The 16,206-nt window shown below is 68.1% G+C and carries 12 protein-coding genes; 6 read left to right on the forward strand and 6 right to left on the reverse strand.

Annotated elements, in window-relative coordinates; genetic code table 11:
* The first annotated feature begins 35 nt into the window (after positions 1-35).
* On the forward strand, positions 36-2,117 hold the full coding sequence (locus OG912_RS09855; protein WP_443061081.1) for a prolyl oligopeptidase family serine peptidase: 2,082 nt from the start codon (positions 36-38) through the stop codon (positions 2,115-2,117).
* 6 nt (positions 2,118-2,123) lie between these two features.
* On the opposite strand, the gene OG912_RS09860 is transcribed toward OG912_RS09855, so the two are convergent.
* The 6 genes from OG912_RS09860 to OG912_RS09885 form a co-directional block, all read right to left on the reverse strand.
* Entirely contained in the window at positions 2,124-3,176 is a 1,053-nt protein-coding gene (locus OG912_RS09860; protein WP_327709022.1) for a hypothetical protein, read from the reverse strand.
* 220 nt (positions 3,177-3,396) lie between these two features.
* On the reverse strand, positions 3,397-4,818 hold the full coding sequence (locus tag OG912_RS09865) for an ABC transporter ATP-binding protein (RefSeq protein ID WP_327709024.1): 1,422 nt from the start codon (positions 4,816-4,818) through the stop codon (positions 3,397-3,399).
* Complete coding sequence (locus OG912_RS09870) at positions 4,808-5,785, reverse strand: ABC transporter ATP-binding protein (protein WP_326738525.1); 978 nt, start codon at positions 5,783-5,785, stop codon at positions 4,808-4,810. Before OG912_RS09870 ends, OG912_RS09865 begins: the two co-directional genes overlap by 11 nt.
* Positions 5,786-5,798: 13 nt before the next feature.
* A complete protein-coding gene (locus OG912_RS09875) occupies positions 5,799-6,773 on the reverse strand; it encodes an ABC transporter permease (protein ID WP_326738524.1) in 975 nt (324 codons plus the stop codon).
* Positions 6,766-7,689, reverse strand: a complete 924-nt coding sequence (locus OG912_RS09880; RefSeq protein WP_219570770.1) for an ABC transporter permease — start codon at positions 7,687-7,689, stop codon at positions 6,766-6,768. Before OG912_RS09880 ends, OG912_RS09875 begins: the two co-directional genes overlap by 8 nt.
* 106 nt (positions 7,690-7,795) lie before the next feature.
* Positions 7,796-9,427 (reverse strand): peptide ABC transporter substrate-binding protein, encoded by a 1,632-nt coding sequence (locus tag OG912_RS09885; RefSeq protein WP_327709025.1) that lies wholly within the window; start codon positions 9,425-9,427, stop codon positions 7,796-7,798.
* 506 nt (positions 9,428-9,933) lie between these two features.
* On the opposite strand from OG912_RS09885, the gene OG912_RS09890 reads away from it, so the two are divergent.
* From OG912_RS09890 to OG912_RS09910, 5 genes are all read left to right on the forward strand, one after another.
* Positions 9,934-10,962, forward strand: a complete 1,029-nt coding sequence (locus tag OG912_RS09890; RefSeq protein ID WP_327709026.1) for an ABC transporter permease — start codon at positions 9,934-9,936, stop codon at positions 10,960-10,962.
* Positions 10,963-11,045: 83 nt separating this feature from the next.
* On the forward strand, positions 11,046-12,830 hold the full coding sequence (locus tag OG912_RS09895; RefSeq protein ID WP_327709027.1) for an ABC transporter substrate-binding protein: 1,785 nt from the start codon (positions 11,046-11,048) through the stop codon (positions 12,828-12,830).
* An 86-nt stretch (positions 12,831-12,916) separates the two neighbouring features.
* Positions 12,917-13,897: an ABC transporter permease gene (locus tag OG912_RS09900; RefSeq protein WP_327709028.1), complete on the forward strand. Its 981-nt coding sequence runs from the start codon at positions 12,917-12,919 to the stop codon at positions 13,895-13,897.
* A gap of 71 nt (positions 13,898-13,968) precedes the next feature.
* Positions 13,969-14,934 carry an ABC transporter ATP-binding protein gene (locus tag OG912_RS09905; protein ID WP_327713384.1) on the forward strand — a complete coding sequence of 322 codons (966 nt, stop codon included), beginning with the start codon at positions 13,969-13,971 and terminating at the stop codon, positions 14,932-14,934.
* 26 nt (positions 14,935-14,960) lie between these two features.
* Positions 14,961-16,019 carry an ABC transporter ATP-binding protein gene (locus tag OG912_RS09910; RefSeq protein ID WP_327709029.1) on the forward strand — a complete coding sequence of 353 codons (1,059 nt, stop codon included), beginning with the start codon at positions 14,961-14,963 and terminating at the stop codon, positions 16,017-16,019.
* Positions 16,020-16,206 lie beyond the last annotated feature (187 nt).

Genomic DNA, 16,206 nt, shown 5'->3' on the forward strand with positions numbered 1-16,206 from the left:
CAGAGATCACCTTCCCGCTGCAGTTGGCCCGGACCATGCGATTCACCCTCGGTGCACCGCGCGCGTTCACGGTTTCACCCGATGGTGAACGGGTGGTCTTCCTCCGCTCGGGGTCGGGCACCGACCGCTCGGGGCAGCTCTGGGTGCTGGACCTCAGCGACGGAAAGGCCCCGCGGGAGCGGGTCGTGGCCGATCCCGCGGTGCTGCTGGGCGGTTCGGCGGAGCGGCTCTCGGTCCAGGAGCGGGCCCGGCGCGAGCGGAGCCGCGAGGGGTCGTCGGGGATCGTCGGCTACGCGGTCGACACGGCGGCCGAGTTGGCGGCGTTCGCGCTCTCGGGGAAGGTGTACGTCGCCGAACTGCGGGCCGGGACGGCGCGCGCGCTGCCCGTGCCGGGCCCGGTGATCGACCCGCGCCCCTCCCCCGACGGACGACACATCGCATATGTGTCCAAGGGTGCGCTGCGCGTCGTGGGCGCCGGCGGCGAGGAGGACAGGGCGCTCGCGGAGCCCGAGGACGGGCATGTCTCGTACGGTCTCGCGGAGTTCATCGCGGCCGAGGAGATGCAGCGCTCGCGCGGCTTCTGGTGGTCGCCGGACTCGGACCGGCTGCTGGTGGCCCGGGTGGACGACAGCCCGGTGCGGCGGTGGTGGATCGCCGATCCCGCGCACCCGGAGCGCAAGCCCGCCGAGATCGCCTACCCGGCGGCCGGTACGCCCAACGCGGATGTGCGGCTCTTCGTGGTGGGGCTGGCCGGCGAACGTACCGAAGTGGTGTGGGACCGGGCCCGGTTCCCGTATCTGGCGGGGGTGCACTGGTCGTCGAACGGGGCACCGCTGCTGCTGGTGCAGGCCCGTGACCAGCAGAGCCAGCTCTATCTGGCGGTGGACCCGGCGACCGGGGCGACCCGGACGGTGCACGCGGACGAGGACCCGGTGTGGCTGGAGCTGTTCCCCGGCGTGCCCGCGTGGGCGCCGGACGGGCGGCTGGTGCGGATCGCGGACGAGGGCGGGGCGCGGGTTCTCGCGGTGGGCGACCGGCCGCTGACCGGGGCCCAGTTGCAGATCCGGGCGGTGCTGGACATCGGGGAGTCCGACATCCTGGTCGCGGCGTCGGCGGGTGAGCGGGCGGCCGAGCCGGAGATCGGCGAGAGCCATGTGTACCGGGTCAACGAGCTGGGCGTGGAGCGGGTCTCGGAGGGCGCGGGCGTGCACTCGGCGGTCCGGTCCGGCGGTCTGACCGTCATGGTCTCCACCGCACTCGACGTGCCCGGATCGACGGTACGGGTCTTCCGGGACGGCAAGCAGATCGCCACCGTCACGAGCCACGCGGAGCAGCCGGTGCTGTCCGCCCGGCCGCAGCTCACCGAAGGGGGCGCACGGCGGATTCCGTGCGCCGTGATGCTCCCCACCGGCTACAAGGAATCGGACGGTCCGCTTCCGGTCCTGATGGATCCGTACGGCGGGCCGCACGGCCGCCGGGTCCTCGCCGCCCACAATCCGCATCTCACCTCGCAGTGGTTCGCGGACCAGGGCTTCGCCGTGATCGTCGCGGACGGCCGCGGCACCCCCGGCCGCTCGCCCGGCTGGGAGAAGGCCGTCAAGCACGATCTCACCCTCACCCTCGACGATCAGGTCGAGGCCCTGCACGCACTCGCGGAGCGGTTCCCGCTGGACCTGGACCGGGTGGGCATCAGGGGCTGGTCGTACGGCGGTTTCCTGGCCGGCATGGCGGTGCTGCGGCGACCCGACGTCTTCCACGCGGCAGTCGTGGGCGCCCCGGTGACCGACCAGCGGCTGTACGACACCCATTACACGGAGCGCTACCTCGGCGACCCGGCGACTCAGCCGGAGGTGTACGCGTACAACTCGCTGCTCACCGACGAGGGACTGTCGCACGCCGCCGACCAGGTGCGCCCGATGATGATCATCCACGGCCTGGCGGACGACAACGTGGTGGTCGCGCACACCCTGCGGCTCTCCTCGGCACTGCTCGCGGCGGGCCGTCCGCACGAGGTGCTGCCGCTGAGCGGGGTGACCCACATGACCCCGCAGGAGAAGGTGGCCGAGAATCTGCTGCTGCTCCAGGTGGACTTCCTGAAGCGGTCGCTGGGGTTCTGAGGGCGGCTACCAGCCCGGCGGCGGCTGCGAGGGCGGAGGAGGCGGCCCGAAGCCGCCGCCGCCCTGCGGGTAGCCGTACCCCGGGGCGGGCGGCTGCTGCCCCGGGTACGGGGCGGGGTGGTAGCCGGGAGGGCCGAATGCCGGGGGGCCGTAGCCGGGGCCCTGCCCCGGTCCGTACGGGCCGGGCACGTCGGCGAAGCCCCTCGGCGCCAGCGCGATCAGCACCACCAGCGCGGCGATCACCTCGAAGACCCGGCTCAGGAGCGTGAGCTGGATCTCCGTCGGCTGCGAACCGAAGTCGTCGAACAGCTCGTAGTGCACGCCCCAGACCAGGCCCAGCACCCCGCCGGGCAGCAGCAGCGCGGCGGCCACCAGGCCGAACGGCCGCGCGTGCACGGCGTGGAAGAGGGCGCTCGCCCCCGCGACCAGACAGAGCAGCGCCAGTGCCACGTTGGCCCAGCCCGGCGGCGGGTCGATCACACCGTGCAGGTACCGGTCGCCGCCCATGTACCAGTCGCGGTTGAACCTGTACTTCACCACCTGGCGGATCTCCCAGGCGATCAGCACCGCTCCGGCCGCGCCCAGGACCAGGAACGCGGTGACACTGGCGCCCGGTCCGGGCCGGGAGGGCAACTGCTCGTAGGAGTCGGCCGGCGGACGGCGGCCGGCCCCGGCGGTGATGAGCAGTGCGATGCCCGCGGCGAGGGCCACGAAGGCGCAGATCAGCGCCCGTGAGCGCAGGTCGTCGGAGAACATCACCTCCGTCCGGCGGCTGCCGATGCCCCAGAGACCCGGAAGCCTTACGGCGAGGGTGACCACTCCGGTGGCGACGAGCACGGTGGCGGCGACCGAGGAGCGCAGCGCGGCGACGGTGGCGACGACGTACACCACGAGGAGGGCGACATCCAGGGGTGCGGTCGCGGGCATCGCCTGCGGGTGCGCGTTATCGAAGCCGGCCCAGTATCGCCACCACTCGTCGGCGCCCACGGCCCTGATGTCCCGTACGAGCCAGCTCGCGACGATCAGGGCGAGCACCGCGCAGAGAGCGGCGCCGGTCACTCTTGCTCCACGGGTGAGTATCACCCCAGCGATACTCCACCGCACCCGGGCTCCCGACAAGAGGGCCGCCGGGGCGGTCCCGTCGGGCGACCGGCCGGAGGGACGTCACGTCCTTCCGGCCGGTCCACGGCACCCGCACGGCCGTACGTCATCCATGCTGACGGGTCCGTATATCGGACGTGAGACGCCCGAGTTGCCCCCTCGTTAACGGACCGCCGGCTCAGCTGACCCGGCTGCTGCCCGACGGCGGAGGAGGCTCCTCGTCCTTGCTCACGGTGTCCGAGGGCGACGGTGCCTGCGGAGGCTCCTCGTCCTTGCTCACGTCCTCCGGGGGCGACGATGCCTGCGGCGGCGTCTCGTCCTCGCTCACGGCCTCCGCCGACGACTGCGGCGGCGACTGCGGCGGCGACTCCGAATCCGACTCCGACGACCGCGGCGGCTTCCGCGCCTCCCGGTCCACCTTCTCCACATCGGGTCCGGCACCGGCTCCGCCGCCCTCGCCCACCTGCTCCAGCGTCCCCTCCGGCGGCACCACCCGCTTCTCCTCCGCGAAGTGACAGGCCGAATCATGCTTGGCCGCAGTCTCCGTCAGCCGGAAGGCCGCCGGGACCGCCAGCAGCGGCACCTCCAGCTCGCACCGCTCCTGCGCCTTCCAGCAGCGGGTGCGGAAGCGGCAGCCGGAGGGCGGGTTGGCGGGCGAGGGTACGTCGCCGTGCAGGATGATCCGCTCGCGGTACTCGCGCGCCATCGGGTCCGGCACCGGCACGGCGGAGAGCAGCGCCTGGGTGTACGGGTGCGTCGGGTGGTCGTAGATCTCCTCGTCGGTCCCGATCTCGGCGAACCGGCCGAGGTACATCACGCCGACCCGGTCGGAGATGTGCCGGACGATGGAGAGGTCGTGCGCGATGAACACGTAGCTGAGGTTGAACTCCGTCTGGAGCCGGTCCAGCAGGTTGACGACCTGGGCCTGGACCGAGACGTCGAGGGCGGAGACGGGTTCGTCGGCGACGATGATCTCGGGGTTGAGCGCGAGGCCGCGGGCGATGCCGATGCGCTGGCGCTGGCCGCCGGAGAACTGGTGCGGATAGCGGTTGATGTACTCCGGGTTGAGGCCGACGACGTCCAGCAGGTCCTGGACCTTGCGGCGCCGGTCGCCCTTCGGGGCCACCTCGGGGTGGATCTCGTACGGCTCCCCGATGATGTCACCGACCGTCATCCGCGGGTTCAGCGAGGTGTACGGGTCCTGGAACACCATCTGGATGTTGCGGCGTACGGCCTTCAGCGCGCGGCCGGACAGCTTGGTGACGTCCTCGCCCTTGTACCGGATCGAACCGGCCGTCGGGTCCTCCAGGTGCACGAGCAGCCGGGCCACGGTCGACTTCCCGCAGCCGGACTCCCCCACGATGCCGAGGGTCTCGCCCGCCGCCAGGTCGAAGGAGACCCCGTCGACCGCCTTGACGGCACCGATCTGCTTCTTGATCAGGATGCCCTGGGTCAGCGGGTAGTGCTTGACGAGGTCACGTACCTCCAGGATCGGCTCGCCGCCCGCGTAACTGCTGCCCTCCCGCGACTTGGCCAGGAGGTCGCGAGCCACCTCGCCCTCCTCGCGCGCTTCCTTGCGCCCCGTGTGGTCAGCGTGCATCGAGCGTCTCCTTCCAGAAGTAGCAGGCGCTCTGACGGTGTTCGGCCACGTCGAACAGCGGCGGTACGTCCCCGCGGCAGACGTCCTGGGCCATCGGGCAGCGCGGGTTGAAGGCGCAGCCGGGCGGGATGTGCAGCAGGTTGGGAGGCAGGCCCTTGATCGCGTACAGCTCCTGGCCCTTCTGGTCCAGTCGCGGGATCGACCGGAGCAGGCCCTTGGTGTACGGGTGCGCGGGCGCCTGGTAGATGTCGTGGACGGGTGAGGTCTCCACGATGCGGCCCGCGTACATCACGGCGATCTTGTCGGCGACGTCGGCGACGACGCCCAGGTCGTGGGTGATGAGGATCAGGCCCATGTTCAGCTCGCGCTGGAGCTCCGCGAGCAGGTCCATCACCTGGGCCTGAACGGTGACGTCGAGGGCGGTGGTGGGTTCGTCCGCGATGATCAGCGAGGGCTCCAGGGCCAGCGCCATGGCGATCATGATGCGCTGGCGCATACCGCCGGAGAACTGGTGCGGGTAGTTGCCGACCCGCTCCTTCGCGGCCGGGATGCGGACCCGGTCCATGAGTTCGACGGCCTTGGCCTTCGCGTCCTTGCGGGAGAGTCCGCGGTGGACGACGAACATCTCGCCGAGCTGTTCCCCCACGGTGAGCACGGGGTTGAGGGAGGAGAGCGCGTCCTGGAAGATCATGGCCATCTCCTGGCCGCGGATCTTCCGCCGCTCCTCCTTCTTCATCTTCAGCAGGTCGCGGTCCTTGAAGAGGATCTCGCCGTCGGTGATCTTCCCGGGCGGCATGTCGAGGATGCCCATGATCGCCTGTGCGGTGACCGACTTGCCGGAGCCGGACTCGCCGAGCACGGCGAGCGTCTCGCCCTCGGCCACCGAGTAGTTGACCCCGTTGACGGCCTTGGCGACCCCGTCCCGGGTGTGGAACTCCACGTGCAGATCGCGCACTTCGAGCAACATGGCAGCGGACTCCTCAGCGCAGCTTGGGGTCGAGGGCGTCGCGCACCGCGTCGCCGAGCATGATGAACGCGAGCACGGTGACCGCCAGCGCGCCGGCGGGCCAGAGGAGCATGTGCGGGGCGTTGCGGATGTACTGGGACGCGGCGGAGATGTCGATGCCCCAGGAGACGGCCGGTGGCTTCAGGCCGACGCCGAGGAACGACAGCGTCGCTTCCAGGGAGATGTACGTACCGAGCGCGATGGTCGCGACGACGATGACCGGGGCGACGGCGTTGGGCGCGATGTGGCGCAGCATCATCCGCCCGTTGGAGGCACCGAGTGCCCGGGCCGCCTGTACGTAGTCGTTGTGCTTGGCGGTGATGACGGAGCCGCGGGCGATGCGGGCGATCTGCGGCCAGCCCAGCAGCACGATGAATCCGATGACGGGCCAGACGGTGGAGCTGGTCACCACGGAGAGGAAGACCAGACCGCCGAGGACGACCGGGATGCCGAAGAAGACGTCGGTGAGGCGGGAGAGGATCGAGTCCCACCAGCCGCCGAAGAAGCCGGCCAGGCCGCCCAGGACGGAGCCGATCAGGGTGACGCCGATGGTGGAGCAGATGCCCACGGTCACGGAGTTCCGGGCGCCGTACACGACGCGGGTGTAGACGTCGCAGCCCTGGCCGTCGTACCCGAAGGGGTGGCCCGGCTGGGAGCCTTCCTGGGCCTTGTCGAGGTCGCAGTCGAGCGGGTCGCCGGAGGCGATGAGCTGCGGCCAGATCGAGATGATCACCAGGAACAGGATGATCAGCGCGGAGATGATGAAGACGGGGTTGCGGCGCAGGTCGCGCCAGGCGTCGGACCACAGGCTCTGCGGCTTGGTGCCAGGCCCCGTCCCCTCGGGGCCCCCGGGGGTCTTTTCGAGGGAGTCGCCCTCGTCGAGTGCGAGGTCCATCGTGCCGCCGGCTCCGGCCGGTGAGATCGCCTCGTCCGGTGTCTGCTCAGGCATAGCGGATCCTCGGGTCGAGTACGGCGTACAGCAGGTCGACGATCAGGTTCGCCGCCAGGAAGACGAGGACCAGGACGGTGACGAACCCGACGACGGTCTGCGAGTTCTGGCGCAGGATGCCCTGGTAGAGCTGGTAGCCGACGCCGTGGATGTTGAAGATCCGCTCCGTGACGATCGCCCCGCCCATCAGGGCGCCCACGTCCGTACCGATGAAGGTGACGACGGGGATCAGCGAGTTGCGCAGCAGGTGACGGACGACCACGCGGCGCCTGGGCAGGCCCTTGGCGGTCGCGGTACGGACGTAGTCGGCGCGGGCGTTCTCGGCGATCGAGGTCCGGGTGAGCCGGGTGACGTAGGCCAGCGAGACGGAGGCGACCACGAGCCCGGGGATGATCAGTTCGTTGAGCGGGGCCTCGCTGGAGACGGACGGTTTGATGACGCCCCACTCCACGCCGAGCAGGAGCTGGAGCAGCAGACCGGTGACGAAGGTCGGGATGGAGATGACGACCAGGGTCAGGATCAGCACGGTGGTGTCGATGGGGCGGCCGCGGCGCAGGCCGGTCACGACGCCGAGGCTGATGCCGATGACGATCTCGAAGAAGATCGCCACGAGGGTCAGGCGGATGGTGATGGGGAACGCCGTGGCCATCAGCTCGGTGACCTTCTGCCCGTTGAACGCGGTGCCGAAGTCGCCGGTGAAGACGTTGCCCATATAGGTCAGGTATTGCTGCCAGACCGGCTTGTCGAGGCCGAATTCCGAACGGAGTTGGGCGGCGGTCGCCGGGTCGCACTGGCGGTCGCCGCAGAGACCCGCGATGGGGTCGCCCATCACGTTCACCATGAGGAAGATCAACAGCGTGGTGCCGAAGAAGACCGGGATCATCTGCAGCAGCCGCCGGATCACATAACGTCCCATGAAGGGCTCCGGGGGTCGCGGGGTGGCTGAGGTGTCGTCGGGGGCCGGGGACGGGGAAGCCGGGTGACCGGTGCGGGGAGCGCACCGGTCACCCGGCCTCGGCCGCCTACTTGACCTTGATCTGCTCGTACACCGGGACGCTGAACTGGTTCAGCGAGACGTTGGTGACGTTCTCCGAGTAGCCGGCGCTGCCGTTCTGGTACCAGAGCGGGATGACGGGCATCTGCTGGACCATGACCTTCTCCGCGTCCTGGAAGGTGGAGACGGCCTTGGCCTTGTCCGACTCGGCGTTCGCCTTGTTGACGAGGGAGTCGAACTGCTTGTTGTTCCACTTGCCGTCGTTGGACGAGGCGTTGGAGTAGTAGACGGGCTGCAGGAAGTTCTGGATCAGCGGGTAGTCCATCTGCCAGCCGGCACGCCAGGCGCCGTGCAGCTTCTGCTGGGAGACCTGGCTGCGGAAGTCGGCGAAGGTGCCGACCGGGGCGCCCACGCACGCCTTGTTGTTGCCCATGACCTTGTTGATGCTGTTGCAGACGGCGTCGACCCACTCCTTGTGGGAGCCGGTGTCCGCGTTGTACGAGATCTTGAGCTGACCGCCGGGGATGCCGCCGCCGTCCTGGATCATCTTCTTGGCCTCGGCGGCGTTGTACGTGCACTCCTTGCCGCAGAGTCCCTTCTTGAAGCCGCCGTCCTCACCGAGGACCGGGGAGGTCCAGTCGGAGGCGGGGGTGCGGGTCTTCTGGAAGATCTGGTTGGTGATCTGCTCGCGGTTGATCGCCATGGACAGGCCCTGCCGGACCTTGATCGCGCCGGCGGTGTTCCACTGCGGGTCGTAGAAGGGGAACGCGAGGGTCTGGATGATGCCGGCCGGCGTGTTGATGTAGCGGTCGCCGAGGTCCGACTTGACGTTCTTGAGCTGGGACGCGGGCACGTCGTCGACGAGGTCGAGGTTGCCGGCCGTCAGGTCGGTGTAGGCGGTGTTGTTGTCGGTGTAGACCTTGAGGTCGATACCGCCGTTCTGCGCCTTGTCGTCACCGGGGTAGTCGTCCCACTTGCGCAGGTCCATCGACGAGCCCTTGGTGTACTTGTCGATGGTGTACGGGCCGTTGCCGATCGGCTTGGACACCCAGGCGGCGTGGTCGGTGAAGAAGGCCTTGGGAAGCGGCGCGAAGGCGGGGTAGCCGAGGGTGTCGGGCCACAGCGAGAACTTCTGCGTCAGCTTGACCGAGAAGGTCATGTCGTTGACCTGCTTGAGGCCGGAGAGCGTGGTGGCGCTCGCCGTGCCGGTCTCGGGGTGGACCTTGTCGTAACCGTCGATGTATCCGAAGAAATAGGCGTTCTTCTGGTTGTTCTTCAACAGGGCGCCGTAGTTCCAGGCGTCCACGAACGACTTGGCGGTGATCTTCTCGCCGTTGCTGAAGGTCCAGCCGTCCTTCACCGTGATCGTGAAGTTCTGGTTGTCCTTGGTCTCGATCTTCTCGGCGAGCATGTTCGTCGCCTCGCCGGTCTTCGGGTCGTACTTCTTGAGTCCGCGGAAGATCATGTCGAGGACCTTGCCGCCCTGCACCTCGTTGGTGTTGGCGGGCTCCAGCGGGTTCTGCGGGTCACCCCAGGAGGAGCTCACGATCCCATCGGCGCCACCGCCACCACCGCCACTGTCCCCTCCGCCGCAGGCCGTCGCCGCCAGGGCGACGGCCACCGCGCATGCGGCCCACTTGACCTGTGTGGCTCCGCGCATGGAGTGCCTCCTCGTAGTGCTCCGTCTTACGTGAAGTCAAATATCACTGCATACCGGAGCTTATGCACATTTACTCCCGCCATTCGGGCACGACGAGAGCCCCGGGGGGTCGACCTCCAGGGCGCCACGCCGCCAGAATTTGACGAGGGCACGACAAGCACGGCCGCCGTCCGACCGGTCCTGACTAGCGGCGAAGCGATAACGGCAGAACAACGAACGTGCATCGAACCGCACCGACGCATCCGGATGTACGAATTCCGAGACACTCACGCCCGGATATCGGACTCAATGCCGGAATACGGATGATTTGCGGTGGAATTTGATTTACTAACGGTAAAACAAAGGCAAAGACATGACCACGTCAAGGTGATGGGTTGGTCAAGCTTCCAAAGAGCGCCTCAAGGCGGTCCGACATTCATTGACCCTGCATGAATTGCGTTGAAAAAGTCCGGGTAGCCCGTAGGTGTGCCCTGCGGAGTCCTTCGACCCTCCGGGCCAGGAGCACCATGACGATTCCAACCTCGAACGCAGCAGCCACCCTTGAGACTGCGGATCCGCTGACACCGGCGGTGCCGGATCCTGCGGCACCCAAGGGAGGTGACGGCCGGTCACCGGGAAAGCTGGCCTGGCGTCGCTTCAAGCGTGACCGCACAGGCGTCATTTCGGCCTATGTAGTCATTTTCTTCTTCGTGGTGGCGATCGCCGCCCCACTGATCGCGAAGCTGTACGGGAAGGATCCGTACACGACGTACGGCCAGAACGACACCAGTCTGCTGGACGACTTCGGCTCACCGGTTCTTCCCAATGGCGGAATCAGCGGCGACTTCTGGTTCGGCATCGAGCCCGGTCTCGGCCGGGACGTCTTCACCTTCCTCCTCTACGGCATGCGCAACTCCCTGCTCATCGCTGCGGCCACCACGCTGCTGATCACCGTGATCGGCATCGCCGTCGGTGTCACGGCGGGCTACCTCGGGGGAAAGACGGACTACCTGGTGGGCCGGGTCATCGACATCCTGCTGGCCTTCCCCTCCACGCTCTTCTTCATCGCCTTCTGGCCCGTGCTGATCTCGATCCTGGTCGACCCGGAGGAGAACACGCCGGTCTGGCTGACCGTCGTCACCCTCATCTCGGTCATGACCGCTTTTGGCTGGGCGTCCATCGCCCGCCTGCTGCGCGGCGAGGTACTGGCCCTGCGCGAGCGCGAGTTCATCGAGGCCGCCAGGGTCACCGGCGCGTCCCCGGCGCGGATCATCTTCAAGGAACTGCTGCCCAACCTCTGGACGCCGATCCTCATCCAGGCCACGCTCGCTCTGCCCGCGTACGTCACGGCAGAGGCAGGCCTCGCCTTCCTGGGCGTCGGTCTGACCTCGCCGACCCCGGACTGGGGCGTGATGATCCAGCGCGGTTCGGACGTCTACCAGAGCGACATCACGTTCATGCTCTTCCCCGGCGTGACGATGGTGATCTTCGTGATCGCCTTCAACCTCCTCGGCGACTCGGTGCGTGACGCACTCGACCCGAAGACCAAGCGCTGAACCAGCTGAAACCGCTGTACCCCGGACGGGCGACGGGGCCCACCCGGATCCACCGTTTCTCCACTCGATCAGAGCAGGAAGCCATGTCTCTCTCCCGCAGAAACTTCGTCATCGCCACGTCGGTCGCGGCCGGCGGCTCGATGGTGCTCTCGGCCTGCAGCAGCGGCAGCTCGAACACCGGCAAGGGCGCGAGCAAGGGCCACGGCGGCGCCGACAAGTACACCGGCGCGGTGGTCGTCGGCACCAAGGAGGACTCGACGGGCCCGGCTCCCGAGATCGCGGGCGCGAAGAAGGGCGGGACGATCCGCGGCATATCGCCGGACGACTTCTCCCACCTCGACCCGCAGCGCATCTACTACTCGTGGAACTCGCAGATCGGGAATCTCCTCATCCGCGGCCTGACCGGCTACAAGATCGCCGCGGACGGCTCGATGAAGCTCGTCGGCGACCTCGCCACCGACGCGGGCACCATGAGCGACGCGGGCAAGACCTGGGCGTTCACGCTCAAGGACGGCCTCAAGTGGGAGGACGGCAAGGAACTCACCGTCGAGGACGTGCGCCACGGCATCGAGCGGGGCTTCGCCAGCTTCACCACCGAGGGTGCCGGCTACGCCCAGCAGGCACTGACCGGCTCGGCTGATTTCCGGTCCAAGTACAAGGGACCGTTCAGCGGCAAGCACCTTGAGTCCGTCGTGACGGACGCCGCCGCGAAGACCATCACCTTCAAGCTCGTCGAGTCCCGCCCGGACTTCAACTTCACCCTGGCGATGACGTCCTACGGTGCCGTCCCGGTCAAGGGCGACAGCAAGGACAAGTACGACAAGGACCCGGTCTCGGCCGGCCCGTACCGCATCAAGGCGCACTCCATCGACAAGTCGATGACGCTGGTGCGCAACGAGCACTGGGACCCGAACACGGACTCGATCCGTAACGCCTACCCGGACAGCTTCGCCTTCGAGTTCGGGCCGGAGTCGCTCCAGGCCGCCGACCGCATGATCGCCGACTCCGGCGACGACCAGTACGCCTTCATGGCGTACAGCGGCGTCCCTGCCGAGCGAATCCAGAAGGTCCTCACCGACCCCGAGCTGAAGAAGCGCACCTTCAACGGCCTGCTCACCGGCATCTACTACTACGCCATCAACACCAAGCGCATCACCGACCTGAAGGTGCGCCAGGCGCTCATCCACGCGTGGCCGCTGGAGCAGATCCGCAAGATCTACGGTGGCCCGTCGGCCGGTGACTACGCCACGTCCATCCTGAGCCCCGACATCATGGGCTACGCCAAGGACGACGTCTACGGCAAGCTGAAGAAGCCGCAGGGTGACCCGGAGAAGGCGAAGCAGCTGCTGAAGGAAGCGGGCAAGGAGGGCCAGAAGATCGTCTACGCCTTCCCGCAGAGCAACGTCTACGACAAGACCAAGGTCGTCATCGAGAACGCCCTCAAGGCGGCCGGCTTCGACCCGGTCATCAAGCAGCTGGACTCCTCCAGCTACTACGACCAGATCCAGCAGATCGACAACAAGTTCGACGTGATGTGGTTCGGCTGGTCCCCGGACTGGCCGACCGGCTACACCCTGGTGCAGCCGCTGTTCGACGGCGGCACCATCGCCAACGGCGCCAACAACATCTCGCAGCTGAACGTCGACTGGGTCAACGCCGCGATCAAGAAGAACGTCGTCATCGCCGACCCGGCCGAGGCCGGCAAGCAGTGGGCCGCGCTCGACAAGCGGATCATGACGGAGGAGGCGCCGATCATCCCCGAGACGTTCCAGCGCCGCTTCTACCTGCACGGCTCGAAGGTCGGCGGGGCGATGTTCGACCCGCAGTACTCCTCGGCCGTGATCTACAAGCTGTTCGTGAAGGCCTGAGCCGACACTCCAGAGGCGGGGCGCCCTTGCGGCGCCCCGCCCGCTCCCCTCCCCCTCGTCGGCGCCTGCCAGGGAAATCCATCGCCATGTTCCGCTTCCTCATCCGCCGGGCAATCGGCGCACTGGTCATCCTGCTGATCATCAGTGCCATCACCTTCGTCCTCTTCTATGTCGCGCCTCGCGACCCCGCTCGTGTGGCCTGCGGCAAGGTGTGCACGCCGGAAACGCTGGCGCTGGTCAAGCGCAACCTCGGCATCGCCGACCCGCTCCCCGTGCAGTACTGGCACTGGCTCCAGGGCGTGTTCGTCGGACGCGACTACACCTCGTTCGGACACTGCCCCGCGCCATGTCTTGGCTATTCGTTCCACAACCGTGAGCCGGTCCTCGGCACCATCCTGGACCGCTTCCCGACGACGCTCTCCCTCTCCGTCGGCAGCGCGATCGTCTTCGTGATCTTCGGTGTGGGCACCGGCATGCTGGCGGCGGTGAAGCAGGGCAAGCTGCTGGACAAGCTCGCGTCCTCGGCATCGCTGATCGGTTCCTCGATGCAGATCTACATCGTCGGCGTCGTCGCCATGTACTACCTGACGGACCAGTGGCACATCCTGAGCCGCCCCAAGGACGTCCCCTTCACCGAGGATCCGGTCGCCTGGTTCAACGGGCTGCTGCTGCCCTGGCTGGTACTGGCGCTGATCTTCACCGCCAACTACACGCGTATGGCCCGCTCCCAGCTCGTCGAGACACTGAGCGAGGACTATGTGCGCACCGCCCGCGCCAAGGGCCTGTCCCGGCGCACGGTGTTCTTCCGGTTCGCGTGGCGCGGTGCGATGGGCCCCATCGTCACCATCTTCGGTCTCGACATCGGCGTGCTGCTCGGTGGCGCGATCATCACGGAGAAGGTCTTCGGCCTGCACGGCATCGGCGCCCTCTCGATCAAGGCCGTCAACGACAACGACCTTCCGCTGATCCTCGGTGTCGTCCTGGTCGCGGCGGCAGCGATCGTCGTCTTCAACATCATCGTCGACGCGGTCTACGCCCTCATCGACCCACGCGTCCGCCTCGCCTAGGGAGAGATCCAGTGAGCACCCCCTTCCTCTCCGTACGCGATCTGCGCGTGCACTTCTCCACCGAAGACGGCATGGTCAAGGCCGTCGACGGACTGTCCTTCGACGTCGAGCGCGGAAAGACCCTCGGCATCGTCGGCGAGTCCGGCTCCGGCAAGTCCGTGACCAACCTGGCCATCCTCGGCCTGCATCACCCCGAACACACCGAGATCGAGGGCGAGATCCTGCTCGACGGGCAGGACCTCCTGGCCGCGTCGGAACGGGAACTGGAACAGCTTCGCGGCAACAAGATGGCCATGGTCTTCCAGGACGCGCTGGCCTCTCTCTCGCCGTACCACACCGTCGGCAAGCAGATCGGTGAGACGTACCGCAAGCACACCGGGGCCTCCAAGCGGGAGTCCCGGGCACGGGCCGTGGAGATGCTCACCAAGGTGGGCATCCCGCAGCCCGATCTGCGGGTGGACGACTATCCGCACCAGTTCTCCGGCGGTATGCGCCAGCGCGCGATGATCGCCATGGCGCTGGTCTGCGATCCCGCACTGCTGGTCGCCGACGAGCCGACGACGGCGCTGGACGTCACCGTGCAGGCCCAGATCATGGACCTGCTCAAGGAACTCCAGCAGGAGACCGGCACCTCGATCATCTTCATCACCCACGACCTCGGCGTCATCGCCGACATCGCGGACGATGTGCTGGTGATGTACGGCGGGCGCTGTGTGGAGCGCGGTACGAAGAAGGAGGTGCTGCGGGCGCCCCAGCACCCGTACACCTGGGGTCTGCTGGGTTCCATGCCCACGCTCGAAGGTCCGGTGGACGTGCCCCTGTCGCCGATCCCTGGGACACCGCCGAGCCTTCTCAACCCGCCGACCGGCTGCCGCTTCCACCCGCGGTGCTCGTTCACCGAGCAGGTCGGCGGCAACCGCTGCTCGACCGAGCAGCCTCCGCTGGACCTGGTGTCCGGACGCGGGGCCGCCTGCCACCTGACACCGGAGCAGCGCACCGAGTTCTTCTCCGACTTCGCCGGCATCCGGCCCAACTGACGCACAAGAGACGGGACTTCCCAACCATGAGCAGCACCGATCCCCTCCTGGACGTCTCCGGACTCACCAAGCACTTCCCGATCAAGGGTGGCTTCCCGATCCGGCGGACGGTCGGCGCGGTCCAGGCCGTGGACGGGCTCGACTTCACGGTCGCCGAAGGCGAGAGCCTCGGCCTCGTCGGTGAGTCCGGCTGCGGCAAGTCGACGACCGGCCGGCTGATCACCCGACTCCTGGAGCCGACCGCCGGCCGGATCTCCTACCGCGGGCAGGACATCAGCCATGCCTCGCGCAAGGAGCTGGCGCCGATCCGCTCCGAGATCCAGATGATCTTCCAGGACCCGTACGCGTCGCTGAACCCGCGGCAGACGGTCGGCAAGATCGTTGCCGCGCCCATGGAGATCAACGGCATCAACCCGGCGGGCGGCCGGGAATCGAGGGTGCGGGAGCTGCTGGAGACCGTCGGGCTCAATCCGGAGCACTACAACCGCTTCCCGCACGAGTTCTCCGGCGGTCAGCGCCAGCGCATCGGGGTAGCCCGCGCGCTCGCCCTGGAGCCGAAGCTCATCGTGGCCGACGAGCCCGTCTCCGCGCTGGACGTGTCGATCCAGGCCCAGGTGGTGAACCTGCTGCAGAAGCTCCAGAAGGAGCTGGGCATCGCGTTCCTGTTCATCGCCCACGACCTGGCCATCGTGCGGCACTTCTCCCAGCGCGTGGCCGTCATGTACCTCGGCCGGATCGTGGAGATCGCCGACCGCGAGGACCTGTACGGCAATCCGCGTCACCCGTACACCAAGGCGCTGCTCTCCGCCGTGCCCGAGGCCACCGCGGATGACGTGCCGGCCCGTGAGCGCATCCGTCTGACCGGCGACGTCCCCTCCCCCGTCAACCCGCCCTCGGGCTGCCGCTTCCGCACCCGCTGCTGGAAGGCGACGGACAAGTGCGCGAGCGAGACGCCGCCACTGGTCCAGGTGGGCGGCAGCCGCGACGGCCACCTGACGGCTTGCCACTACCCGGAGGACTCGCAGTCCCTCGCCACCGTCCCGCAGGCACGGAAGCAGGCCCCGGCGGCGACGCTCGACAAGTAGCCCGTCAACGAAGCCCCTCAAGACCGCGAGGCGCGAGGCTGACACCCCTCTCCTCGGCCCCGGGGGGTGGGGCGAGTGCGGGGGACCCGACCGGTCCGCCGCCCGTCCGACTCCCCGGCCCAGGAACCGAGCACGTCGGCCCATTGACCCGAGCCACCTGCGCGCCCGGTTCCGGGTACACGGGAAG

The organism is Streptomyces sp. NBC_00464, from assembly GCF_036013915.1.
In the GTDB taxonomy this organism is placed as follows: Bacteria; Actinomycetota; Actinomycetes; order Streptomycetales; family Streptomycetaceae; genus Streptomyces.